Raw genomic sequence first — 24,464 nt, 5'->3', positions numbered from 1 at the left:
TAGAATTCGATTTCGTTGTCCCACCTCCGCACAGTTGAGTAGGGCTGTAAATGCTGATGAAATCAGCGTTGTAGAGCCCACTCAACCACTGCGTCTTGCTCGACAATCCAAAAACAATTAAGAGGCTAGGACTTTTGTCCCAGCCTCATTTTTTTATAACACTCTCGTTTTATCAGCGTTTAGACCATGTTTTAGGCAGGAAGAGCAGAATCATTGGATAGATTTCAAGCCGTCCGGCAATCATGGCTAAGGAAAGTAACAGTTTTGAAATCGGACTAAAGATGGAGAAGGTTTGACCCGTACCAATCATAGGTCCAATATTGTTGAAACAACTAAAGACAGCACTGACAACCGTCATGAAGTTATTGTTGTCTAGACTCACTACAAAGAGTAAGCCGATCGTAATAAAACTGTATATTGTAAAGTACTTGAGGATCTGATGTTGGGTATCCTTATCGAGTACCGTATCGTTGACATGCAAGGTCAAAACGCGATTTGGAGACAAGGTCGAAAGAACCTGATTTTTTGCGATTCGCCACAAGGTCAAGCACCGAATGACTTTTAACCCCCCAGCGGTCGAGCCAGCAGACCCACCGATGACCATCAGCATTAAGAGGATGAACTGAGAAAAGAGAGGCCATTTTTCCGTCGTTCCATAACCAAAACCGGTGGTGGTGATGATATTGGACACTTGGAAGAAGGAAATCTCAAAGCTCTTCGCAACATTAGCATAGAGATGAAGGCAATTGTAGGCAATCAATACGCTAGATAGGATTACAATAGTGATGTAGGTCCGCAATTCCTCATCTTTAAAGAAGGCCTTGAATTTTCGGATCATAAGGAAGTAGTAGAGGTTAAAGTTAACCCCAAAGACCAAGACCCCGATACTGACCAAATAGGTAATTAGACTACTGTTGTAGTGAGCGATCCCATCGTTAAAGACGGTAAAGCCCCCAGTACCAGCCGTCCCCATGGCGATGACGAAACTATCATACAGGGGCATGCCAGCAAGGAAATAAAGAATCACAAAGAGGAAGAACAAACCCAAGTACAAGAAGTAGAGGATTTGAGCCGTGTTTTTTAATTTGGAAACGACCTTGCCAAAAACTGGACCAGGAACCTCTGCCTTCATGACTTCAAGGTGGCTGTTCTTGTTATTGTCCATAATCGCAAGGGCAAAGACCAATACTCCCATCCCCCCTATCAAGTGGGTAAAACTACGCCAAAAGAGGAGAGAGTGGCTGAGGACACCCACATCGTCTAAAATCGTTGCCCCTGTTGTTGTAAAGCCGGAGCTGACTTCAAAGAAGGCATCGATAATGTTTGGAATTTGGCCCGAAAAGACAAAGGGAAGGGCACCAAAGAAGGACCATAGGATCCAACAAAGTGCTACAATCAGGACTCCTTCCTTAGCATAGATGTGAAAATCCTTAGGTTTGTGAAAACTACCAAGGAGGCCAAACGCAAGTAGGATGGCCATGGTTGCTCCAATGGAGACAAAGACCTTGGCAGGTTCCCGATAGATTGCAGCGACCACTAGGGGAACGATTAGGAGACCTGCCTCGATTAAGAGGAGTTTGGATAAGAGGTAACGAATCATGCTTCTATTCATCAGGCTTACCTCTCAAGTAGATCGTAGATTTTAGTGACATTTTGAATCAAGGTGGTCACGATAATCCGATCCCCTACCATCAAACGGTCATCCCCATTCGGGAAAATAGCCTTGCCGTTTCGAATAATGGCAGCGATCAAAACGCCCTTCTTCAATTTCAATTCAGAGAGGGGATATTGGGTTAGTTTGTTGTCTTCCTTAATTTGAAACTGCAAGGTTTCAATCCGGCCGTTTGCGACATGGTGCAAGGCTTCTAGGTTTGAGAACTGTGCATTGTAGCGCCCGCGAATAAAGTGCATAATGGTGTCTACAGCGATGCGTTTTGGAGTGACAATACTGGTCATATCCTGATCGCCAATGATCTCCAACAGACTGGTTCGGTTGACTTTGGTAATGTTCTTTTTGACTCCGACAGAATCCAAGAACATGGAGGTGATGATGTTTTCTTCATCGACCCCTGTCAAAGTAGCCACAGCATCAAAATTATTGGCACTCTCTTCTAAAAGAATGTCTTTAGCGGTTCCGTCTCCATGGACGACATAGAGGTCAGGGAATTCTTGGCTAAAGAATTCAGCTCGTTCGCGATTGACCTCGATGACCTTGAGATCGATTTTGCGGCGCACATCCTGGAGAATATTGAGCAGATAGTAGGCAATTTTTCCGGCACCAATCATCATCATGCTCTTAATGACTTGAGGTCGGACATTGTTGTGGAAGAGAACGATCTCGATCCTATTTCCTGTCACGAAAATCTTGTCTTGGGGCTGCAAAACAAAGTCTCCATTTGGAATCGTGAGTTCATTGCCACGCTCGATCGCACAAACAATGACATTTCCGTATTTCTTTCGGAATTGGGATAGGCTCATATCGCAGAGATTGCTATCTGGCTTGATCTTAAATTCCATCAAGGCAACACGGCCGTTTGCAAAATGCTCCACAGAAAGGGCATTTGGGAAGTCAATGATATTAGCAATATAACGAGCTGTCAGCAATTCAGGATTGACAACCAGGGAGAAGCCCAAGATATTTTTTTCCTTGAAGTAGGAATTGGAATATTCCGGATTCCGCACCCGAACGATGGTTTCTTTGGCTCCCATTTTTTTAGCTAAAACAGCAGAAACCATATTCACTTCGTCGTACTCGGTCATGGAAATGAAGATATCGCAGTCTTCAACATCTGCTTGCTCCAAGACCTTGAAGTTTGCGCCATTTCCTAAAATCCCAATGATATCAAACCGTTTGGTAATATGGTTGAGAACTGATTCGTCTTTTTCGATCAAAATAACATCGTGGTTTTCAGCAACGAGAGAACGACAAAGGGCCGTTCCGACCTTTCCTCCACCAACAACAATAATTTTCATAGATTACCTCCAGAGTATGCTTCTATCATACTCTATTTTCAAGAAAAATTCATCTATTTTAAGGACTTTCTGGAGGAATCTTACCAAGCTAAGAACAAGTGGGAAAAATTGTCAAAATAGAAGAATGAGGAGGGATCGAAAACTTTGATAAAGTTTCTTAAAAAAATCTAAAAAAACTATTGACAGGAGCTTCAAAAGTGATATACTTAAAAAGTACCTTCGTTGATTTACCTCAAACCTGTTGTGAGTTAAGTTAATGAAGCTGTAACCACGCTGTTTGCTGAGCTTGACTCCGGGCAGTGTGGCTATTTTTTTATCAGAAAGAGATCGAGTATGAATATTGAAGAACTGGACTACCAAGAGTCAGCAGCTCAAAACCACATCGTCTTGTTCCAACCTCAGATTCCACAAAATACGGGAAATATTGCACGGACTTGTGCGGCGACCAATTCCCCCTTACATATCATTCGCCCCATGGCTTTTCCGATCGATGATCGCAAAATGAAGCGAGCAGGACTCGATTATTGGGACAAGCTGGATGTCCGCTTTTATGATAGCCTGGAAGAGTTTATGGAAGCAGCGAGCGATGGTCAGGTACACCTAGTGTCCAAGTTTGCAAATCAGACCTATTCGGACGTTTCTTATCAGGATGGGAAGTCCCATTATTTCTTGTTTGGACGCGAGGATAAAGGATTGCCGGAAGAATTTATGCGCCAGCACGAAGAGAAGGCCATTCGCATTCCGATGAATGATGAGCATGTCCGTAGTTTAAATGTCTCCAATACCGTCTGTATGATTGTCTATGAGGCACTCCGCCAGCAAGGTTTTAAGGGGCTGGAGTTGAGTCATCGTTATGAGCATGATAAGCTCAAATAGCCGATGAAAACTAAAAAACCGAACGATGTAATCTATAAAGTTACAAAAACTTGCCTAGGCAAGTTTTTTTTGTTATCATAAAAGGGTCTTCAGGGCAGGGTGTAATTCCCGACCGGCGGTGACTTTTACTAGGAAATGTTCTTTTCCATACTCTAAAAGAAGTCCGCGAGCGCAAGCTGATGTGGTGTGACTCCACAACCGACAGTATAGTCTGGATGGGAGAAGACGAGAGACGAATAGACTGACAGCTATTCTGATCTGTTTAGAGCTGATGCATGGAAATGGAACGTTAGGGTCTAAGACTGACTAACGGCATGTTTCGATGGAGACCAGCTAAAGTAACTAGAATAGTTTCTAGTTTAAGCTTTGTTTAAATAGTTTAGAGTAGAATGATGGAGTAGACGTCTTTCCAGCTTCTCTAATTTTTAAAAAATTGGAGGAACCTGTTATGACAAATACACGTAAACTGACCCTAGTGGCTGTTTTATCCGCTTTATCTTTTATTTTGATGTTCTATCAATTTTCTTTCTTGATAGATTTCTTCAAAATTGATTTGAGTATCATCGCCATTTTGTTGGCCTTGGTCCTGTTGGACTTTAAAAGTGCCGTTTGGGTGACCTTGATCCGATCTGTTCTTAAATTAGCCCTTAATAATAAGGGACTTGAAACCTTGATCGGATTACCAATCAATATCATTGGTGTTCTTGTTTTTGTCCTTGCTTTTGCTTGGATTTGGAACAAAGAACGGACCCATGGTCGATTTGTCCTGGCAACGATTGTTGGAACGATCAGCTTGAGTATCACGATGGTGTTGGTGAACTATGTCTATGCAATCCCTTTGTATGCTCGTTTTATGAACTATGATATTTCGAAAACACTAGGGCTTGTCCACTATTTAGCCGCAATGGTTGCACCGTTTAACCTGATCGAAGGGGTGATTTGGGCCATCGCATTTGGGTTGATCTATACCTTATTGCAACCGATTTTGAAAAAATATGAAAAATAAACAACAACATTGGGCGAAGGCAAGCTTCGCCCTTCTCATTTTTGTCATTCTTGGGTATGTGATTCGCTTTTACCCGCAACAATTAACAGGCTTTGATAGCACGATTCAATCTGTTATTCGAGGCGATCTGCCTGCAACACTGACGGCCTTCTTTACCAAGGTGACCCATGTCATGGATACCAAGATCATTGTCATCTGGGTGGGGCTTCTGCTAGCAGTTTTTGCCTATAAGAAGTGGTACAGTGAAGCTCTTTTTCTAGGGAGCAATCTGGTATTGACTGGTCTTTTGGTGCTTCTTCTAAAGAATATCTACCAGAGACCGAGACCAAGTATTCTTCATCTAGTAGAGGAAAAAGGCTTTTCTTTCCCGAGTGGTCATTCACTGGCGTCTACCCTTGTTTTGGGAAGTTTGATCATCATCATCAGCCAACATGTAAAAAATAAAACAGCCCGCTATTGCCTTCAAGGCTTGCTGGTTCTGGGAATTGTGACCATTGTGGTTTCCCGCGTTTATGTTGGGGTCCACTATCCATCAGACGTTCTCGGCAGTATGATTTTGGGTCTTGCTGTCTTACAGTTTGAGTATCCCTTGTATGATCGCTTGCGATTTCAATGGCGCTTTACTGGCAAGCAAAAATAAGCATCTAACAACTAGGAGTCGAACTCGCGTTTTGAGTTCGACTCTTTTTTTGCTATAATGAAGGGTATGAAATCCTACAATACCTTGAATGATTATTATCGAACCTTATTTGGAGAAAAGACCTTTAAAGTCCCAATTGATGCAGGCTTTGATTGTCCTAATCGAGACGGAACAGTCGCCCACGGTGGCTGTACTTTTTGTACGGTCTCGGGTTCAGGAGATGCCATTGTGGCTCCAGAAGCTCCAATCCGAGAACAGTTTTACAAAGAGATTGATTTTATGCATCGGAAATGGCCAGATGTGAAGAAGTATCTGGTCTATTTTCAAAATTTCACCAATACCCACGATAAAGTGGAAGTCATTCGAGAGCGGTATGAACAGGCCATCAATGAACCAGGAGTGGTAGGAATCAACATTGGTACGCGTCCGGATTGTTTACCAGATGAGACCTTGGCCTACCTAGCAGAGCTGACAGAGCGCATGCATGTGACGATTGAGTTGGGCCTTCAGACGACTTATGAAGCGACTTCTGAATTGATCAATCGGGCCCATAGTTATGACCTCTATGTTGAAACAGTCAAGCGGATTCGCCAACAGGTGCCCAAGGCAGAGATCGTCTCCCATTTGATCAATGGCCTTCCTGGGGAGACCCATGAGATGATGGTGGAAAATGTTCGCCGTTGTGTGACCGATAATGAAATTGATGGCATCAAGTTGCACCTCTTGCATTTGATGACCAATACACGGATGCAACGGGACTATCATGAAGGACGACTTCAACTTATGAGCCAGGAGGAGTATGTCAAGGTCATCTGTGACCAGTTGGAGATCATCCCCAAACACATTGTCATCCACCGGATTACAGGGGACGCGCCACGGGATATGTTGATTGGCCCTATGTGGAGCCTCAACAAATGGGAAGTCCTAAACGCCATTGAAACTGAAATGCGTCGCCGTGGAAGTACGCAAGGATGTAAGCTAGAAGAAAAGGAGACTGCTGATGCTTCGACCACTTGAAATGGCCCATCAGTTTTTAGCAGAAGTCATCACCAAAGAAGATGTGGTGGTGGATGCGACCATGGGAAATGGACATGATACGGCCTTTTTAGCCCAACTAGCAGGCCAGGTCTATGCCTTTGATATTCAAGAGCAGGCCCTTGTAAATACCCAAGAAAGATTGGAAAAGTTGGGACTTCAACATGTCCGGTTGATTTTGGATGGCCACCAGCATGTGGACCAATATGTGGAGACCCTCAAAGCAGCTATTTTTAATCTGGGTTATCTGCCATCTGCAGATAAATCGGTCATTACTCTTCCAGCTACCACGATTGAAGCGATGGAAAAAATCTGTGCTCGCCTAGAAAAAGGTGGGCGAATGGCTATTATGATCTATTATGGTCATGAGGGAGGAGACATCGAGCGTGATGCAGTGCTGGATTTTGTCAGTCAGCTTCCTCAAAAAGACTATACAGCGACCATCTACCGGACACTGAATCAAGTGAATCAGCCACCGTTTTTGGTCATGATCGAAAAATTAGAAAGCTACCGTCATGGATAAAGAATATTTAAAGAATAAAATCGAAGGATTAAGACATCATTTTGTCGAATCAACCATCCACGAGCGTGCAATAGGTTTTTATGATGAAGCCCATATGACCAAAAAGATGCTCAAAATAAAAAAGAAATTGGTTTCGCTTGAGATGGAACGGTGCCAAAAGAAGATTGAGCACAAGGATGTAACCAAGACAGACCAAAAGATTGCGGAGTTAAAACAGCAATTTGAGACCTGCTGCCAAGAACGCTAGGGAGGGAGTGATATGGAACTACTCCTTTATGCAGTGATCTTTTCGATGATTTTGATCGTCTCAAATGCCACGAATAAACTTGTCCCGAGTCTTCCTCTACCCTTGATTCAAATTTTACTAGGGATTGGCTGGGCTCTCTTTGTGCCAGAAGAAAATTTTCATCTGGATACCGAGCTCTTTCTGGCCTTGGTCATTGGCCCTCTCTTATTTCGAGAAGCAGAAGAAGCAGATATTACTTCTGTTTTAAAGCACTGGCGGGTCATCCTCTATTTGATTTTTCCAGTGATTTTTATCTCAACCATTAGTTTGGGCTGGGCAGCTCACTCTTTGTGGCTGAGCCTTCCATTAGCAGCCTGTATGGCCGTGGGGGCAGCCCTTGGGCCTACAGACTTAGTAGCCTTTGCCTCCCTGTCTGAGCGCTTTAGCTTTCCAAAGCGGGTTTCGAATATCTTAAAAGGCGAAGGATTACTAAATGATGCCTCTGGTCTAGTCGCCTTTCGAGTGGCCTTGGCAGCCCTTGCGACCGGAAGTTTCTCTCTTGGAGAGGCAGTGGTTTCCTTAGGAATCTCCATTATTGGAGGATTTGCAGTGGGGATCTTGACGGCCTTTGTGAACCGGTGGCTGCAAACCTTGCTCTTGAGTGTTCGCGCTAGTGATATTGCCAGTGAATTGTTATTAGAACTGAGCCTCCCTTTGTTGACCTTCTTCTTAGCAGAAGAACTTCATGTCTCTGGGATCATTGCAGTAGTTGTGTCAGGGATCCTAAAAGCCAGTCGCTTTAAGCACATTACCCTCCTTGAAGCGCGGGTGGATACTGTGAGTCACACTGTCTGGAATACGGTTAACTTTATCTTAAATGGGTCGGTCTTTGTTATCTTAGGAATGGAATTGGAAATGATCGCCAAGCCCATCTTAAGTAGTCCCATTTACAATAATCTTCTTTTAGTTCTTTCGGTCTTTGTGTTGACAGCCTTGCTCTTTTTGATTCGTTTTGTCATGGTTTACCTCTTTTATTGGTTCCGAACGGTTCGACTAAAAAAATCGTTGAGAAATTATCTAAAAGATGCCTTATTGCTGACCTTTTCGGGTGTGAAGGGAACGGTTTCGATTGCGACGATTCTTTTGATTCCAACCAAGATCGAAAAAGAATACCCTATCCTACTCTTTTTAGTGGCAGGAGTTACCCTTGTCAGCTTTATTGCTGGCTTAGTGGTACTTCCAAAATTATCAGAAGAAAAGGAAGAAACCAATGACTACCTGATGCAGATCGCGATTTTAAATGATGTCGTCATGGAATTAGAAGCAGACCTAAAGAATAGCAAGCACAAGGGTCCCTTGTATGCGGCGATTGATAACTACCATGGGCGTATAGAAAACTTGATTCTGGGCCAAGAAAACAAGCTCATTCAAAAGGACTGGGAACAGTTGAAGCTCCTGATTTTGAGTATTGAAAGTGACGGCTTGGAACAAGCCTATGAAGAAGGGAAGATTCGAGAGCGGGGCTACCGCGTCTACCAACGTTATCTTCGCAATATGGAGCAACGTGTCAATCGCAATCTTTCGTCTCGCTTAACCTATTACCTCTTGGTGTCTTTCCGCCTTTTGCGTTTATTAGTCCATGAGATCTTAACTTTTGGGTCTGGCTTGCGAAACTGGTGGACCCGAGAAGACAGCAAGTTAGAGGCCATTGATTATGACCAGATTGCGGCCCTTTATCTGGCCAATACGGAAATCATCATCGAAAGTTTGGAAGACCTCAAGGGGGTTTATCGGAGCAGTTTGATTTCTTTCCTACAAGAATCTCGTCTGAGAGAGACAGCTATTATTACCAGTGGGGCCTTTGTGGAGCGGGTTATTAATCGCGTGAAACCAAATAATATCGATGAAATGTTGAGAGGCTATTATTTGGAGCGTAAGATTATTTTTGAATATGAAGCGCAACACCTGATTACTGCCAAGCAAGCGCGACGTATGCGACAAAATGTCAATGAATTAGAAAGCTATTCCCTAAGAGAAAGTGCCAATACGCTTCCATACGATTTGATCGAGTATGCACGGAATCGTTGAGATAAGAGTAAAAGAGGCTGGGACAAAAGTCCTAGCCTCTCAATTATTTTTGTATTGTCGAGCAAGACGCAGTGGTTGAGTGGGCTCTACTACGCTGATTTCATCAGCTTTTACAGCCCTACTCAACTGTGCGGAGGTGGGACGACGAAATCGAATTCTAACGAATTACCGATTTCTGTCCCACTCTCTTTTGCTTTATTTACTTTCTTTTCAGTGTGCGATTTCTGGTTTGACAAAGAGTCGCTCGTCACCAAGATCAATAAGGGATACTGGTGCTTCATAAAATTGGCTTAGGACATGGGGAGTTAGGATCTTTTCCTTTGGTCCTTGCTCGACCACTTGGCCATGTTTGAGTAAGAGGACATGGGTCATGTCTGTTGTAATTTCCTCGGCATGGTGGGTGACGTAGATCATGGTAGGCGCGTGATCCAGTTGTTTGATATGATGGATCTGACGGAGGAGTTTTTCTCTGGCAAAGAGATCCAATCCACTAGAAGCTTCGTCAAAAATGATCAGATCTGGCTGGTCCATGAGGCTTCGTGCAATGAGAACGGTCTGTTTTTCTCCCTGGGAGAGCTCTCGGTATTTGCGGCCGATCAAAGAGCTAGCTCCAATTGAAGTTAGCATATCCCGTGCCCAGTTCAGTTCTTCCTCCCCGTATGCAGCATATAAGATACTACTCTTGTATTGACCAGTTAGGACAATTTGTTCTGTCAAAAGATGCTCTGGCAGTCTTTCTGAAATAAAGGAGCTAACGATCCCAATACGCTTACGTAACTCAGGAATACCCCCATCTCCAAAGCGGGTTCCAAGGACCGTTACCTGGCCAGAACTAGCCCAGTATTCAGACATGAGAAGTTTAAGGAGAGTCGATTTTCCTGCCCCATTGAGGCCTAAAATGGCCCAGCATTCATTTTCTTGCACTTGCCAGTTAACCTCTTTTAAAAGGGCTTTTCCATTGCGGATCAAATTGACGTCTTGTAGTTCAATCAAATTATTCATAACTTCATCCTTTTGATTAAAATCCCCTTTATTCTAACATAAAATATGGTAGAATAGAAAACAGGAGGTAAGGAATGTTTCGAAATAGTAAATTGTTATTCTGGACATGTGAAATTTTATTATTGACGGTGATTTTCTATATTTGGAAATCAATGGGTACTTTAATCTCTCCATTTGTATCTGTTCTGAATACCATCCTCTTACCATTTTTAATTGCAGGTTTTTTATATTACATTACCAATCCGATTGTTGAATTGTTGGAAAAACACTTAAAAATCAAGCGTGGGTTTGGGATTTTGATCACCTTAGTACTCTTGTTTGGGATCATTGGCTTAGGGATCTTTTATCTGCTTCCTATCTTAATCAATCAGTTAACCAGCTTGATCAATTCGACTCAAGGGCTTTACTGGGAAGTTCAAAGTTTGGTTCGAAAACTCTCGACCAATCCTTTGTTCCAGAATGTGAATATCCAATCGACGATTCAACAGTTGAATCTCTCTTATATGGATATCCTACAAAATCTCTTAAATAGTGTGACCAACAGTTTGGGAAGTGTGGTTAACACCATTGTCAATACGGTCTTTATCTTGATCATGACCCCCGTCTTCTTGGTTTATTTCTTGGTCGATGGGAAGAAATTATTGCCGATGTTGGAGCGTACCATTTTACGCAATGACAAACTCCACATTTCAAGCCTCTTGATTAGTTTGAATGAAACGGTCTCTCGCTATATTAGTGGGATTTCGATCGATGCCTTTATCATTGGAACCCTAGCCTACATTGGCTATAGTTTTATTGGATTGAAGTACGCTTTGGTCTTTGCCATTTTTTCTGGATTAGCCAACCTCATTCCATATGTAGGACCAACCATCGGGTTGATTCCGATGATCATCACCTATGCCTTCACAGATATGGATATGATGATCAAAGCAGTCATTTACATGTTGATTATCCAGCAGATCGATGGGAATATTCTTTATCCGCGTATCGTTGGAGGCGTGATGAAGGTTCACCCGATTACCATTATGGTTCTCTTATTGCTCTCAAGTAATATCTACGGCATTATCGGGATGGTCGTTGCGATTCCAGTCTATTCGATTGGAAAAGAAATTGTAAAATTCTTGGTGAATCTTTATGATAACCACCGTGCTGCTAAGGAACAGAAGAAAAAAGAAGAATTTGGTATCATTAATAAATCATAGACTCTAGCGCCTATATGGGCCTTGGAGTCTTTTTTGTACATTTTTTTGAAAAATGCTGGAAAAAAGTCAACAAGTGCTATGAAATGTGTTAAAATATAAGTAATTTTGAAAGAAAATATGAAATTAGGTAGGGAAAGATGAGACTGCTCTTATCGAAAAAACAGAGACGCCAATTGCAATTGTTGGAAATCTTGATTAAGGAAAAAAGATGGTTCCACTTGAAAGAGTTGGCCAAGCGTTTGGATTGTACAGAACGTTCGTTAAAAGAAGATTTGTCTAATCTTCGTAGTACATTTGATGACTTTTTAATTGAATCGTCCACCAATGGGATCAAGATCAGTTATGAGGATTCGGTTGGTCTTGAGGTGATTTACCATCACTTTTTTAAAGAATCACAAGCCTTCGCCTTGATTGAATATCTCTTCTTCCACAAGGATGTTTCCAATGAATATATTTGCAGAAAGTTTGATTTGAGTTACCAATCTTTCTACCGCTTGATTCGGACGATTAATCAGAAGCTTCAAACCAAATACAATGTAAAGATTGATTTGAAACCCTTGAACCTTGTCGGAGATGAGATTGACGTTCGTTTCTTTTATGCCCAATATTTTGCAGAGCGTTATTACTATATGGAGTGGCCTTTCCCAGAATTTAAGGAAGAGGCTGTGACCGATTTGATCACCTTCTTCTTCAAGCTCTATGGCTATCCATTGACCTTCTCTGTACTCAGGTCTTATAAAGTTCTCTTGACAGTCTACTTGTCACGGATTAAGCAAGGCTATTTTATTGACATGCCAACGAACTATGATGTGTATAAGGACCAGTATCAAGGGGTGACCAATGTTGAGGAGATGTTGCGCTACTTTAGCTTGCAGTTGGGTGTCGAGTTGAATGAAAAAGTGCTGGAGCAGTTCTTTATTATCTTTATTCAAGAGAATTTCTATTTCAGTCCAGAAAGCTTGATCGAAGCTGCAGAAACAGATCCTTATGCCAAAGAATCAACGACGCTCATCAGAGATATGTTCAAGGATCTATGCTATACCTATGATTTAGACATTGAAAATCTTGATGAGATGTTGATGCATGTCCATAACACGTCTCATCTCGATCGGAAGGAATTATTCTCCGAGTTCCTCTTATTTGATACCAAGACCAATACCAACGAAGATTTCATGAGCATCTTCCCAGCCTTCTATGATGATTTGAAGGAGCATATCATCACTTATATGAAGACCATGAAGCATGATCTGAATGATGAGATCATCAAGCACATGATCTACACGGTCTACACTCACTGGGAACGTCTCTTGCCGCAGTTATTGCGCCGTCGGAAGTCCATCAAGGTCTTGATTATCAGTCGTTTTGACGATCACCATGCCAAATCCATGATCGATTTCCTAGATTTCTATTGTACGGATAACTTTGAATTTACGCAGATGATCAAGTACAATCTGACAGTGGATGATATCGAAGCTTCGGATGCAGATGTGGTGGTGGCCAACTTTATGATGCCTGAATTAAAGAAAAAACCTTTTATCTGTACAAGTAGTCTCTCATCGCTTGAGCTGGTTGAAAAACTCAATGCCTTCTTTTATGATTTTACCAGTGCAGAACACTAAAGACAAAGTCTTCTTAGAAACTTTCCTTAGGTGAGTACGGACGTCAGCGAACTTCGAAGAAGTTCCATGACTTAGTTTTGGACCTGAGGTTCCAAAACTCCCGAGTGCTAGAAACAATCGTGTTTCTAGCACTTTTCTCACGGCGGAAAGTTTCAGTGTAGGTTTGAATGAAACGATTATATATTTTGTTTTAAGTTTTCAGCGTTACTTAGGTTATTTTATGTGAAAAAACAATATGTTCACATTCTAAAATCAGGACTTGTTCCTGATTTTTTGATGGTAAAAAAAGAAAATTTTATAGAAGAATGCAGGCTCTCATGTTTTGTGGTATAATATACAATATTATATACTGGAGGAAAGTATCCATGGAAGACCCTGGCAGTCAGGAAATTTTACTGGAAGTTATTTTATTGATTGTTTTGACATTATTGAACGCCTTTTTCTCGGCAACCGAAATGTCAATGGTATCGTTGAATCGTTCTCGTGTAGTGCAAAAGGCTGAAGAAGGAGATAAAAAATACATTCGTCTTCTTAGCGTTTTGGAACAGCCCAACCATTTTTTATCCACTATTCAGGTGGGGATCACCTTGATTACCATCTTATCTGGGGCGAGTCTTGCAGATAGCCTTGGTCATGTTATTGCTGGATGGATGGGCAATACTAAAACGGCTGTTGCAGCTGGAAGCTTTTTATCTCTAGCGTTTTTGACTTATATTTCGATCGTATTTGGGGAACTCTATCCGAAACGAATCGCTATGAACCTGAAAGATGAGTTAGCTGTTCGAACGGCTCCGATTGTCATTTTATTAGGAAAAATTGTTAGCCCCTTTGTTTGGTTGCTTTCAGCGTCGACCAACCTTTTGAGCCGTATCACGCCAATGGAATTCGATGATCCGGATGAAAAGATGACGCGGGATGAAATCGAGTATATGCTGACCAATAGTGAAGCAACACTAGATGCGGACGAGATTGAGATGCTCCAAGGGATCTTTTCATTAGATGAAATGGTAGCGCGTGAAGTCATGGTGCCACGGACAGATGCCTTCATGGTTGATATCAATGATGATACCAAAGAAATCATTGAAAGTATCCTTAAGCAAAACTTTTCACGGATTCCTGTCTATGATGATGACAAGGACAATGTCATCGGTCTCATCCATACCAAACGTCTCTTGAACGAAGGATTTATCAATGGCTTTGATAATATTGTCTTAAGAAAGATTTTACAAGAACCTTTGTTTGTTCCAGAGACCATTTTTGTGGATGATCTTTTGAAGGAATTGCGCAATACCCAAAATCAAATGGCTATTCTGCTTGATGAATATGGTGGGATGTCTGGTTTGGTTACTCTTGAAGACCTTTTGGAAGAAATCGTCGGTGAAATTGACGATGAGACTGACAAAGCAGAAATTGATGTCTTTGAAATTGCGGACAATACCTATGTCGTACAAGGAGCCATGTCACTAAATGACTTTAACGAATATTTTGATGTTGAGTTGCAAAGTGATGATGTGGATACCATTGCAGGGTATTATCTGACAGAGGTTGGGCGAATTCCAACCTTGAAAGAGCGACTCAGCTGTGAAGTCGATAGTCAAAAGAAACACCTCATTTTGACAAACGACAAAGTAAAAAATGGTCGTGTGACCAAGGTGAAAGTTGAAATTTCTGAAATCGTCGAGGAAGATGAAGAAACTAAATCAAAAGAAGATTAAAAAATAGAGGCCTGGACGTGTTCCAGCCTCTGTTTTTTTCTTGTCAGGACCAGTTGAATTTTCAAAAAATTTGAAAAATTTCTGAAATAGTCTTGACAGCCAAAAAAAATTAAGGTAAGATAATACCCATAAAAAAAGAAAGCAGAAAATAAACATGAAGCAACAAGCCATTTCAACTCAAAAATTTTACTTTAGCTACTTTAGATAGTGTTTGTAGACATGATCTCATTGATGCAAACAACCCAAGCAATTTGTTTGTATCTATGTGGCTAAGATTTTTGATGATGGTCCATAGAGCTAGTATCTAAATGGACCGAGGTTTTGTAACTTGTTGGAGAATTTCAAGCATCCGTTTAGAGTATCATCTAAGCGGATTTTTTGTTTATTTTGCAGAAAAGGAGTCAATAAATGAAAGTAGTGAAAAAATTGCTAGCACCTGTCCTGGTTGTAGGACTTCTGTTAACATCATTGGTGACCTTACACAATCTAAAGGATACTAAAAAAGACAATGTCTTTCGAATTGGGATTTCCCAGTACATCACCCATAAGTCGCTCGATGCGACACGAAAAGGCTTTATCGAGGAGTTGAAGAAAGAGGGTTATGTAGATGGGAAAAATATTCAGATCGATTTCCAAAATGCTCAAGGGGAGCAACGAAATCTGAAAAATATTTCTAAACAATTGGCAGAAGAAAGTGATCTAGTCTTTGCGATTGCAACCCCTTCTGCACAAAGTTTGGCTAATACCACTAAATCAACACCTATTGTCTTCTCAGCTGTCACAGATCCTTTGGCAGCGAAATTGGTGAAAAACTTGAAAGAACCAGGTGGCAATATCACAGGGACAAGTGACCAGTCAGAAGATGCGATCGCTACACAGGTAGACATGATTAAGCAAGTGCTTCCAACGGCGAAAACAGTTGGGATTCTCTATACGCAAAGTGAGCCTAACTCAGTCGTCCAAAAAGACAATGCGAAGAAGATCCTTGAAGCTAAAGGCTATCAAGTGGTTGAAAAAACCATCCTCGATAGTAACAATGTGAAAGCTGCAGCAGACAGTATCATGTCAGAAGCAGATATCGTCTTTGTTCCGACGGATAACATTATTTCTTCTACAATGGACACTGTAAAACAGGTTTCCCTCAGCCATAAGGTGCCAGTTTTTGGTGGGTCTGCTGAGATGGTGACTACTGGTGGCTTGTACAACTTTGGTACCGATTATGAGGAATTGGGAAGACAAGCTGCTCGGATGGCCATTCGCATCATGAAGGGTGAGAAACCTGGCAAAGTTGCAGTTGAAACACCTGAAAAATTAGAATTGCATACCAATAAAGAGATGGCTAAAGAGCTTGGAATTGATATTAGCTCGTTGAAGGTAGAAAAATAGGAGGTTTGAGATGAATTTCGTTTTATCAAGTTTATCAGAAGGTTTATTGTGGTCGATCATGGCGATCGGTGTTTACTTAACATTTCGAATTTTAGATATTGCCGATATGACGGCAGAAGGAGCCTTTCCACTTGGGGCAGCAGTTGTAGCTTCCCAAATTCAAGCAGGAAGAAACCCTTGGCTTGCAACCTTGTTGGGCTTTCTGGCAGGAATGATCGCAGGATTGGTTTCTGGGATTCTCCATACAAAAATGAAAATTCCAGCCCTCTTGACAGGGATTGTCACTTTGACCGGTCTCTACTCTATCAATATTAAAATCATGGGGGGAGTACCCAACCTCTCTATTGGCGATGCCAGTACCATTTTCAAAAGTGTCATGAAATTGGGCTTGTCCAATGAAGAAGCAGTCTTTTTGATTAGTATTTCTTGCTTGATCATCGTCTGTATCTTGTTAACTCTCTTAATGAAGACGCAACTTGGCTTGGTTTTGCGCTCGACTGGTGATAACATTCCAATGAGTGAGGCCAATGGGGTCAATGTAGATAACATGAAGATGTTGGGCTATATGATTTCCAATGGCTTGATTGCCCTTTGTGGAGCCATGTTTGCGCAAAATGATGGTTTCTCAGATGTGACTTCTGGTACAGGGACGATCGTAGTCGGTTTGAGTGCGGTGATTATCGCTGAAGTTTTGATCCACGAATTGACCATTGGTTGGCGCTTGCTTTCCATCGGGGTTGGAGCTATTGTGTACCGTTTGATTATCTTAAATATTTACGAGATCCCAAATCTCGATCAAAATATGGTTCGTCTCTTCAATGCGATCTTGCTCGCGATTGTCTTGTTCGCTCCTGAGGCGCAAAAACGTCTTCGTGTTCGTGGATTGAAGTTAGGAAATAAGTAGGAGAAAAGTATGGCAACATTATTATCAATTGAAGGTATTCATAAGACATTTGAAGCAGGAACAGTCAATGAAAACCATGTCTTAAAAGGCTTGGATCTCCAAGTAGAAGAAGGAGACTTCATTTCGGTTATCGGTGGAAATGGAGCTGGGAAATCAACCTTGATGAACATCTTGGCAGGAAATCTAGTTGTAGATGAAGGGGATATCTTGCTAGAAGGTAACTCCATCAAAAATACGAGTGTTCGTAAGCGTGCGAAAGATATTGCGCGTGTCTTCCAAGATCCCAAGATGGGGACAGCTTCTCGTTTGACCATTGAAGAAAATATGGCCATTGCCCAACGTCGGGGGAAATCTCGTGGTTTGGGCTGGGGAGTTCGGGAGAAAGATCGCGAATTATTCCGTGAAGCCTTGAAGGAACTGAATATCGGTTTAGAGAACCGCCTCAAAGTCGATACCCAATATTTGTCTGGTGGGCAACGTCAAGCTTTGACCTTGGTCATGGCAGCCTTGGTCAAACCCAAACTCTTGCTTCTGGATGAACATACCGCAGCGCTCGATCCCAAGACCAGTGAAATGGTCATGGAATTGACACAAAAGATCGTGGAAAGCCATGATTTGACAACCTTGATGATTACGCATGATATGAACCATGCCATTGAATACGGCAACCGCTTGATCATGCTCTACCAAGGCAAGATCGTTGTCGACGTAAAAGGAGAAGAAAAGAAAAACCTAACGGTTGAAGATTTGATGCGCCTCTTCCAACAAAACAGTGGTGAAACCCTGGTTAGTGATGAATTGGTGTTAGGATAAAATGAGAGTGGGACAGAAATCGGTTATTCGTTAGAATTCGATTTCGTCGTCCCACCTCCGCACAGTTGAGTAGGGCTGTAAAAGCTGATGAAATCAGCGTAGAGAGCCCACTCAACCACTGCGTCTTGCTCGACAATCCAAAAATAATTGAGAGGCTAGGACTTTTGTCCCAGCCTCCTTTATTTCCTCCGCTCTGCATAGTCGACAAAATGAAACTTGTCTAATTTGTGCCGGCTTTCGGTGAACTGGAATTGCCGTCCGTCTGCTAAGTGAACTTGGGAGCGGACCGTTACCACGTGTTGGTCTTTTCCAAGATCCAGTAAGATTTTGTCGCGATTATCGATTGGTGAAATCAAAATTTCTTTTTTGGCATAGCCAATCTGCAATTTCAAGTCTTCTTCTATATATTGGTAGATAGAGTGCTGGGCAATTTCCTTAGTTAGGCCTGGGATCAGCTCTCTGTCTAGGTAATCAATATCTAAGACAGAAGCGACGCCATCCACTACCCGTTGCCGGGTTACTTTCCAAACCAAACGGTGAAGGGGAAAACCTGTCTTTTTAGCTCCTTTTTCATCGATACTGATTTTTTCAAATCGAATGACACTGGTTTCTGAGCGAAGACCAGAAGCTTTGACGATTTCTTGGTAGCTGGTTAATTGGGAAACGGGGAAGTCAAAGTGCGCTTGTCTAGAAACTTGCGACCCCATTCCTTGAACAGTCTCGATAAAGCCTTCTTCCTGCAAGAGCTTGAGCGATTTACGAATGGTATCTCGACTGACCTGGTAGTGCTCTTTTAAGTCGTTCTCACTAGGCGCAATCCCAATGTCCGCAAGGAGTTGTTTAAGGTGGTCAATTTCTGGCGGGACAAGGGCGTCAAAGGCTTCCGTTTCGATGTGATCAATTTGATTGGGAAAGATGAAGTCTTGGTGGATTGCCCTGAAAATGAAGGGAAACCAGCTTATACGGATAAACCCATTGTCCATGACTATCTACACATGATGAATGAAGCGACTTTCGGCGCTGATGATAGCTTTATGACAGTTGGAGAGATGTCATCGACAACCATTGACAACTGTGTTCTCTATTCAGCACCGGAGCGCCACGAGTTATCTATGGCCTTTAACTTCCATCATCTGAAAGTCGACTATGAAGATTGTCAAAAATGGACCATTACTCCATTTGATTTTGAAGAGCTCAAACGTCTCTATCATACCTGGGGCAAGGAAATGAGTGAACGAGGTGGTTGGAGTGCCCTCTTCTGGAACAACCATGACCAACCTCGTGCTTTGAATCGCTTTGTGGATATCAAGAACTTCCGCAATGAAGGAGCGACCATGCTCGCAGCTAGCATTCATTTGTCACGCGGAACCCCTTATATTTACATGGGTGAAGAGATCGGCATGATTGATCCAGACTATGATTCCATGGCAGATTATGTGGATGTCGAGTCCATCAATGCTTACCAAATGCTCTTGGACCAAGGCAAGTCATCTGAGCAAGCCTTCAAGATTATTCAAGCCAAGTCACGAGATAATTCTCGTACGCCCATGCAATGGGATGCTTCTCTGAATGCCGGTTTTTCAACAGGAACCCATGGTTGAAAGTTGGGAAGTCCTATAAAGACATCAACGTTGAAAAGGAAATGGATGGCCCAATCTTTACTTTCTATAAAGAATTGATTCGCTTGCGCAAAGAGATGCCTATCATTTCAGAAGGAAGCTACCTGCCTGCACTGGAAGATAGTCAAGAAATCTACGCTTTTGAACGCCACTTAGACGGTCAAAGACTCTTGGTACTCAATCATTTCTATGGAAGTGAAGCAGAAGTGGAGATTCCAGCAGACTACCAAGCAGGTCGCGTGCTCTTGTCCAACTATGAGAACGTAGAGCTTTCTGAAAAAGTAATTCTGAAACCATATCAGACACTGGCGATTTTAGTTTAAGTATTTCACACTTCGATCTTTTTGGGTCGAAGTGTTTTTCTTTTTGAAAAATATTTTTGAAAGCGCTTGAAAATGCAAAGTCATTCCCTTATAATAAAAGAGGAAAACTTTTTAGGGATGGAGAAACGCATGAGAAAAAACGGTAAAAAGATTCGCCTACTGGGAGTAGCCACCTTATTGGCTAGTCAGTTGGGGGTCTTTAGCAGTGCCCTCACGGTAGTTGCAGACGAGACCACAGCTTCGACTTCAGAGCCAGCGCTTGTGACGAATACTAGCAGCGAGGAAAGCTCGACAAATAGTTCGACTTCCGCTACAACAACAACTACAGACGCTACGACGAGAGCTTCGAGTGATAAAGAAGAGACATCTAGCAGTTCCTCAGACGATACTGAGGAGAAAACGGTTAAGATCGGGGACATTCAAGGGGAATCGCAACGCTCTCCACTGGAAGGCCAAAAGGTAGCTATCAAAAATGCAGTGGTGACCAAGACAGACCGCTATGGTTTTTATGCCCAAGATATTGAATCGGATGGCAATAGTCGGACTTCAGATGGGATTTATGTTGTTTCCAAATACAAGGTGAAAGTCGGCGACAAGGTGAAAATCACCGGTACCGTCAAGGAAGGCTATATGGAAGAGGTTACCTTGGGAGCAGGGAAGACCTTTAAGGAACCAACGAATAGTTTAACAGTGACCATGCTGGTCGATGCTTGGATCACCAAAGACGGGACAGCCCCTCTTCCAGAAGCTGTGAATATCACTGCGGGCATGCCAGCAGATGTGAAGCCTAATCCGACTGCTTATGCTCCAGAAACCGATGCCCTCGATTATTGGGAAAGCCTGGAAGGAATGCTCACGGTGGTGAAGAAACCGCATGTCCTTGGTCCCCAGTACAAAGGAGATATCTATGTATTGGGAGAAGATTTTACAGGCCTTCCTTTTAACAATATTGGGGGTCTGAATCTACGGCCACATGCGCAAAATACAGCGACAATCCCGATTTATGTTGGGAATCAGTTTGTCGCAAAAGCCAAGGATTACTTTACAGAAGATGTGACAGGAGTGGTAACGTATCGAAATAGCTTCTATAAATTAGAGCCCACTCAACAGTTGATGGTCCAAGACGGTGGCTTGCAGCGTCAAGCAGCTCAAACCCAACCAAGTGAGGACAAGCTGACCATCGCTTCCTACAATATTGAAAATTTCTCGGCCAACAATGCCAAAAATGAAACCCCAGAGGATAAGGTGACGCTGATTGCCAATTCCTTTATCCATGAAATTCACAATCCAGACATCATTACTTTGATCGAAGTGCAGGACAATAATGGTAGTGTGGATGACGGAACGACCAGTGGTGTTGAAAGTGGACGCAAACTAGCCAATCGGATCAAGGAATTGGGTGGCAAGAGCTATGAGTATACGGAGGTTGCTCCAGTAGATGGCGCTGACGGAGGAAAGCCTGGTTCCAATATTCGTTTGGGAATCCTCTACAATCCAGAACGCGTAACCTTAGCCAAAAAAGAGGCAGCAACTAGCAACGAGGCAGCGCAATTTGACAAGGGACACCTGGTTAAAAATCCAGCTCGGATTGCCCCTAATGACCCATCGTTTGATCATACTCGCAAGTCCTTAGCTGTTGAATTTGAATTCAAAGGTCAACCAGTTGTGGTGATTGCCAATCACTTGAAATCAAAAATCGGAGATGATGCTATTTATGGGGCAAGCCAACCAGCAGTGGAACATACCTTGCCAACTCGTGAAGCACAAGCTAGTGTCATCCATCAATTCGTTCAAGAAGGCTTGAAGCAAAATCCGAAGACCACCTTTGTTTTGACGGGTGATTTTAATGACTACGATTTCTCAACCACGGCGCAGATCCTTGCTGGCAACGAACTAACAAACTTAATGGCCCAACATGATGCAGGCGATCGCTATTCTTATTTCTACCGTGGAAGCAATCAGGTTTTGGATAACATTTTTATCTCAAACAACATGGCAGCTAAAGCAAGGTTTGAACCAGTCCATATCAATGCTTCCTTTATGAAGGAACACGGTCGTGCATCAGACCATGATCCTGTCTTGGTCCAAATCGACTTTAGTGGAGCACAAACTCCAGGAACGCCGACGGATGATCAACAAGGAAATACAGTCCAAGCAACGGATCAAAACAGCCCTTCCTCATCGAATACAGGATCTCAACTAGTCCCTCATCAGGCCCAAGCTAATGAACAAAAGAGTTCAACAGCTGAAAGCAAAGAGAAGGGCAAGAACGAAGATGAGAAGCAAGACGACAAGGAAGAGGCAACAACAGAAACGAAGACACCAGGCAAGCGGAAAATCCTTCCATCAACTGGACAAGAAACAAGCTATCTAGCTCTTTTTGGAGTGGCAATAGCTACGATGAGTCTTGTCTGGTATAAGAAGAAAAAGACTTACTAACGTTTTCAAAAGAAAGATCTAAAAAAGGAGTCGCTGGCTCCTTTTTTTCTCCTAAAATACAGGACAGATAGTCCCATATTGGAAACTGTACTAGGACAATGAAAACTACTGAAAAGAACAGTTTCTTTTCAAAAAGAAGCTTAAACTCTTTAAAATAGATGGAATCGTGTTATAATAAAACCATAAAACGTTTTCAAGAGAAGAGGTTCCTCAATGGAAAATGAAACAGTTGACTATGGAAAAGTAACAGGAATGGTACACTCAACAGAAAGTTTTGGGGCAGTAGACGGGCCTGGGATCCGCTTTATTGTCTTCCTTCAAGGCTGTCAAATGCGGTGTCAATACTGCCACAATCCAGATACTTGGGCAATGGAAACCAACAAGTCCCGTGAGCGGACGGTGGATGATGTCTTAGAAGAAGCCCTCCGTTATCGTGGATTTTGGGGCGAAAAAGGGGGAATCACTGTCAGTGGTGGAGAAGCCCTCTTGCAGATTGACTTTTTGATTGCACTTTTTACCAAGGCTCAAGAGTTGGGCATTCATTGTACTTTGGATACCTGTGCTCTTCCTTTCCGGAATACGCCTCGTTATTTGGAAAAATTTGACCGCTTGATGGCAGTGACAGACTTGGTGCTTCTTGATATCAAGGAAATCAATGATGAACGTCACAAAATTGTGACCAGCCATACCAATAAAACGATTCTAGCTTGTGCCAAGTACCTATCTGATATTGGAAAACCAGTCTGGATTCGTCACGTTTTGGTGCCAGGTTTGACAGACCGAGATGATGACTTGATCGAGCTTGGAAAATTTGTTAAAACCCTTAAAAATGTCGATAAATTTGAGATCCTTCCTTACCATACTATGGGGGAATTCAAATGGCGTGAATTGGGCATTCCGTACAAGTTGGAGGGTGTGAAACCACCGACAAAAGAACGTGTCCAAAATGCAAAAGATTTGATGGAAACAGAAAGTTACCAAGATTACCTGAAACGGGTCAAAGGATAAAAAGTATAGACAGTTGGTCACTCCAGCTGTCTTTTCTATTGAAATGCACAACTATTCCCTTTCTTTAAATGGCAAAACGTGCTAAAATAGAGTGAATCTATAAATGAAATAAAGAGGTAGAAACATGTCAAAAATTCTCGTTTTTGGTCACCAAAATCCTGACTCAGATGCTATCGGCTCATCTGTAGCTTTTGCTTATCTTGCAAAAGAAGCTTATGGTTTGGATACAGAAGCAGTGGCTCTTGGAACTCCAAATGAAGAAACAGCTTTCGTATTGGACTATTTTGGTGTGGAAGCACCACGCGTCATCACATCAGCTAAAGCAGAAGGTGCAGAACAAGTCATCTTGACGGACCACAATGAATTCCAACAATCTGTTTCAGATATTGCTGAAGTAGAAGTTTATGGTGTAGTGGATCACCACCGTGTGGCTAACTTCGAAACTGCTAGCCCACTTTACATGCGTTTGGAACCAGTTGGATCAGCATCTTCTATCGTTTACCGCATGTTCAAAGAACACGGTGTAGCAGTGCCAAAAGAATTGGCAGGTTTGATGCTTTCAGGTTTGATTTCAGATACTCTTCTTTTGAAATCTCCAACAACACACCCATCTGATAAAGTGATTGCGCCTGAATTGGCTGAATTGGCTGGTGTCAACTTAGAAGAATACGGTCTTGCCATGCTCAAGGCTGGTACTAACTTGGCAAGCAAATCAGCAGAAGAATTGATCGATATCGATGCTAAGACTTTTGAATTGAACGGAAACAACGTTCGTGTGGCTCAAGTGAACACAGTTGATATTGCGGAAGTTTTGGAACGCCAAGCTGAAATCGAAGCAGCTATCCAAGCTGCCAATGCAGCTAACGGCTACTCTGACTTTGTTTTGATGATTACAGACATCGTCAACTCAAACTCAGAAATTTTGGCTCTTGGTGCCAACATGGACAAGGTAGAAGCAGCTTTCAACTTCAAACTTGAAAACAACCACGCTTTCCTTCCAGGTGCCGTTTCACGTAAGAAACAAGTGGTACCACAATTGACAGAAAGCTTTAATGCTTAATGATAGG

20 protein-coding genes, 1 pseudogene and 1 riboswitch are annotated in these 24,464 nt (G+C 42.4%); of the genes and pseudogenes, 17 read left to right on the top strand and 4 right to left on the bottom strand.

Annotation, left to right across the window (positions count from 1 at the left end):
* Positions 1–172 precede the first annotated feature (172 nt).
* Positions 173–1,612, bottom strand: a complete 1,440-nt coding sequence (locus tag NMM13_RS01905; RefSeq protein ID WP_021153700.1) for a TrkH family potassium uptake protein — start codon at positions 1,610–1,612, stop codon at positions 173–175.
* A 5-nt stretch (positions 1,613–1,617) separates the two neighbouring features.
* Complete coding sequence (trkA, locus tag NMM13_RS01900) at positions 1,618–2,973, bottom strand: Trk system potassium transporter TrkA (protein ID WP_013904011.1); 1,356 nt, start codon at positions 2,971–2,973, stop codon at positions 1,618–1,620.
* A 333-nt stretch (positions 2,974–3,306) separates the two neighbouring features.
* Here trkA and NMM13_RS01895 point away from each other — a divergent pair, with 333 nt between their 5' ends.
* From NMM13_RS01895 to NMM13_RS01865, 7 genes are all read left to right on the top strand, one after another.
* Positions 3,307–3,849, top strand: a complete 543-nt coding sequence (locus NMM13_RS01895) for a tRNA (cytidine(34)-2'-O)-methyltransferase (protein WP_024055209.1) — start codon at positions 3,307–3,309, stop codon at positions 3,847–3,849.
* A gap of 81 nt (positions 3,850–3,930) precedes the next feature.
* A riboswitch (FMN riboswitch) is annotated at positions 3,931–4,080 on the top strand.
* 202 nt (positions 4,081–4,282) lie between these two features.
* A complete protein-coding gene (locus NMM13_RS01890) occupies positions 4,283–4,855 on the top strand; it encodes an ECF transporter S component (RefSeq protein ID WP_324252899.1) in 573 nt (190 codons plus the stop codon).
* Positions 4,845–5,495 carry a phosphatase PAP2 family protein gene (locus NMM13_RS01885; protein WP_254727239.1) on the top strand — a complete coding sequence of 217 codons (651 nt, stop codon included), beginning with the start codon at positions 4,845–4,847 and terminating at the stop codon, positions 5,493–5,495. Before NMM13_RS01890 ends, NMM13_RS01885 begins: the two co-directional genes overlap by 11 nt.
* Positions 5,496–5,552: 57 nt before the next feature.
* On the top strand, positions 5,553–6,512 hold the full coding sequence (locus NMM13_RS01880; RefSeq protein ID WP_151378672.1) for a TIGR01212 family radical SAM protein: 960 nt from the start codon (positions 5,553–5,555) through the stop codon (positions 6,510–6,512).
* On the top strand, positions 6,496–7,053 hold the full coding sequence (locus NMM13_RS01875; RefSeq protein ID WP_003013293.1) for a class I SAM-dependent methyltransferase: 558 nt from the start codon (positions 6,496–6,498) through the stop codon (positions 7,051–7,053). The genes NMM13_RS01880 and NMM13_RS01875 overlap by 17 nt, the downstream gene beginning before the upstream one ends.
* Positions 7,046–7,300: a hypothetical protein gene (locus NMM13_RS01870; protein ID WP_023918874.1), complete on the top strand. Its 255-nt coding sequence runs from the start codon at positions 7,046–7,048 to the stop codon at positions 7,298–7,300. Before NMM13_RS01875 ends, NMM13_RS01870 begins: the two co-directional genes overlap by 8 nt.
* A gap of 12 nt (positions 7,301–7,312) precedes the next feature.
* Positions 7,313–9,367 (top strand): sodium:proton antiporter, encoded by a 2,055-nt coding sequence (locus NMM13_RS01865; protein ID WP_254727236.1) that lies wholly within the window; start codon positions 7,313–7,315, stop codon positions 9,365–9,367.
* Between the two features lie 210 nt (positions 9,368–9,577).
* On the opposite strand, the gene NMM13_RS01860 is transcribed toward NMM13_RS01865, so the two are convergent.
* A complete protein-coding gene (locus tag NMM13_RS01860) occupies positions 9,578–10,369 on the bottom strand; it encodes an ABC transporter ATP-binding protein (RefSeq protein WP_254727233.1) in 792 nt (263 codons plus the stop codon).
* A gap of 74 nt (positions 10,370–10,443) precedes the next feature.
* Here NMM13_RS01860 and NMM13_RS01855 point away from each other — a divergent pair, with 74 nt between their 5' ends.
* The 6 genes from NMM13_RS01855 to NMM13_RS01830 all read left to right on the top strand — a co-directional run bounded on the left by NMM13_RS01855 (position 10,444) and on the right by NMM13_RS01830 (position 18,008).
* Positions 10,444–11,571: an AI-2E family transporter gene (locus tag NMM13_RS01855; protein ID WP_049507210.1), complete on the top strand. Its 1,128-nt coding sequence runs from the start codon at positions 10,444–10,446 to the stop codon at positions 11,569–11,571.
* A 137-nt stretch (positions 11,572–11,708) separates the two neighbouring features.
* Positions 11,709–13,190: a M protein trans-acting positive regulator PRD domain-containing protein gene (locus NMM13_RS01850; RefSeq protein WP_254727230.1), complete on the top strand. Its 1,482-nt coding sequence runs from the start codon at positions 11,709–11,711 to the stop codon at positions 13,188–13,190.
* Between the two features lie 365 nt (positions 13,191–13,555).
* Entirely contained in the window at positions 13,556–14,905 is a 1,350-nt protein-coding gene (locus NMM13_RS01845) for a hemolysin family protein (RefSeq protein WP_254727227.1), read from the top strand.
* A 408-nt stretch (positions 14,906–15,313) separates the two neighbouring features.
* Entirely contained in the window at positions 15,314–16,291 is a 978-nt protein-coding gene (locus NMM13_RS01840) for an ABC transporter substrate-binding protein (protein WP_254727224.1), read from the top strand.
* Between the two features lie 10 nt (positions 16,292–16,301).
* Complete coding sequence (locus NMM13_RS01835) at positions 16,302–17,195, top strand: ABC transporter permease (protein ID WP_003005682.1); 894 nt, start codon at positions 16,302–16,304, stop codon at positions 17,193–17,195.
* Between the two features lie 9 nt (positions 17,196–17,204).
* Complete coding sequence (locus tag NMM13_RS01830) at positions 17,205–18,008, top strand: ABC transporter ATP-binding protein (RefSeq protein WP_021153686.1); 804 nt, start codon at positions 17,205–17,207, stop codon at positions 18,006–18,008.
* A 179-nt stretch (positions 18,009–18,187) separates the two neighbouring features.
* Here the strand turns inward: NMM13_RS01830 and treR are convergent, their stop codons facing one another.
* Positions 18,188–18,862: a trehalose operon repressor gene (gene treR, locus NMM13_RS01825; protein WP_368077070.1), complete on the bottom strand. Its 675-nt coding sequence runs from the start codon at positions 18,860–18,862 to the stop codon at positions 18,188–18,190.
* Here treR and NMM13_RS01820 point away from each other — a divergent pair.
* From NMM13_RS01820 to NMM13_RS01805, 4 genes and pseudogenes are all read left to right on the top strand, one after another.
* A pseudogene (locus NMM13_RS01820) lies at positions 18,821–19,950 on the top strand (alpha-amylase family glycosyl hydrolase); the annotation flags it as partial. The gene treR and the pseudogene NMM13_RS01820 overlap by 42 nt on opposite strands.
* A 129-nt stretch (positions 19,951–20,079) precedes the next feature.
* Complete coding sequence (locus NMM13_RS01815; RefSeq protein ID WP_254727221.1) at positions 20,080–22,389, top strand: endonuclease/exonuclease/phosphatase family protein; 2,310 nt, start codon at positions 20,080–20,082, stop codon at positions 22,387–22,389.
* A gap of 213 nt (positions 22,390–22,602) precedes the next feature.
* Positions 22,603–23,397, top strand: coding sequence for a pyruvate formate-lyase-activating protein (gene pflA, locus NMM13_RS01810; protein ID WP_003005017.1), 795 nt, complete (start codon positions 22,603–22,605; stop codon positions 23,395–23,397).
* Positions 23,398–23,521: 124 nt separating this feature from the next.
* Positions 23,522–24,457, top strand: coding sequence for a manganese-dependent inorganic pyrophosphatase (locus tag NMM13_RS01805; RefSeq protein WP_003005572.1), 936 nt, complete (start codon positions 23,522–23,524; stop codon positions 24,455–24,457).
* The last annotated feature ends 7 nt before the right edge of the window (positions 24,458–24,464 follow it).

The organism is Streptococcus sp. CF8_St5-11, from assembly GCF_024295625.1.
Taxonomy (GTDB): domain Bacteria; phylum Bacillota; class Bacilli; order Lactobacillales; family Streptococcaceae; genus Streptococcus.
This window is presented reverse-complemented; position numbering and strand designations above follow the sequence as displayed.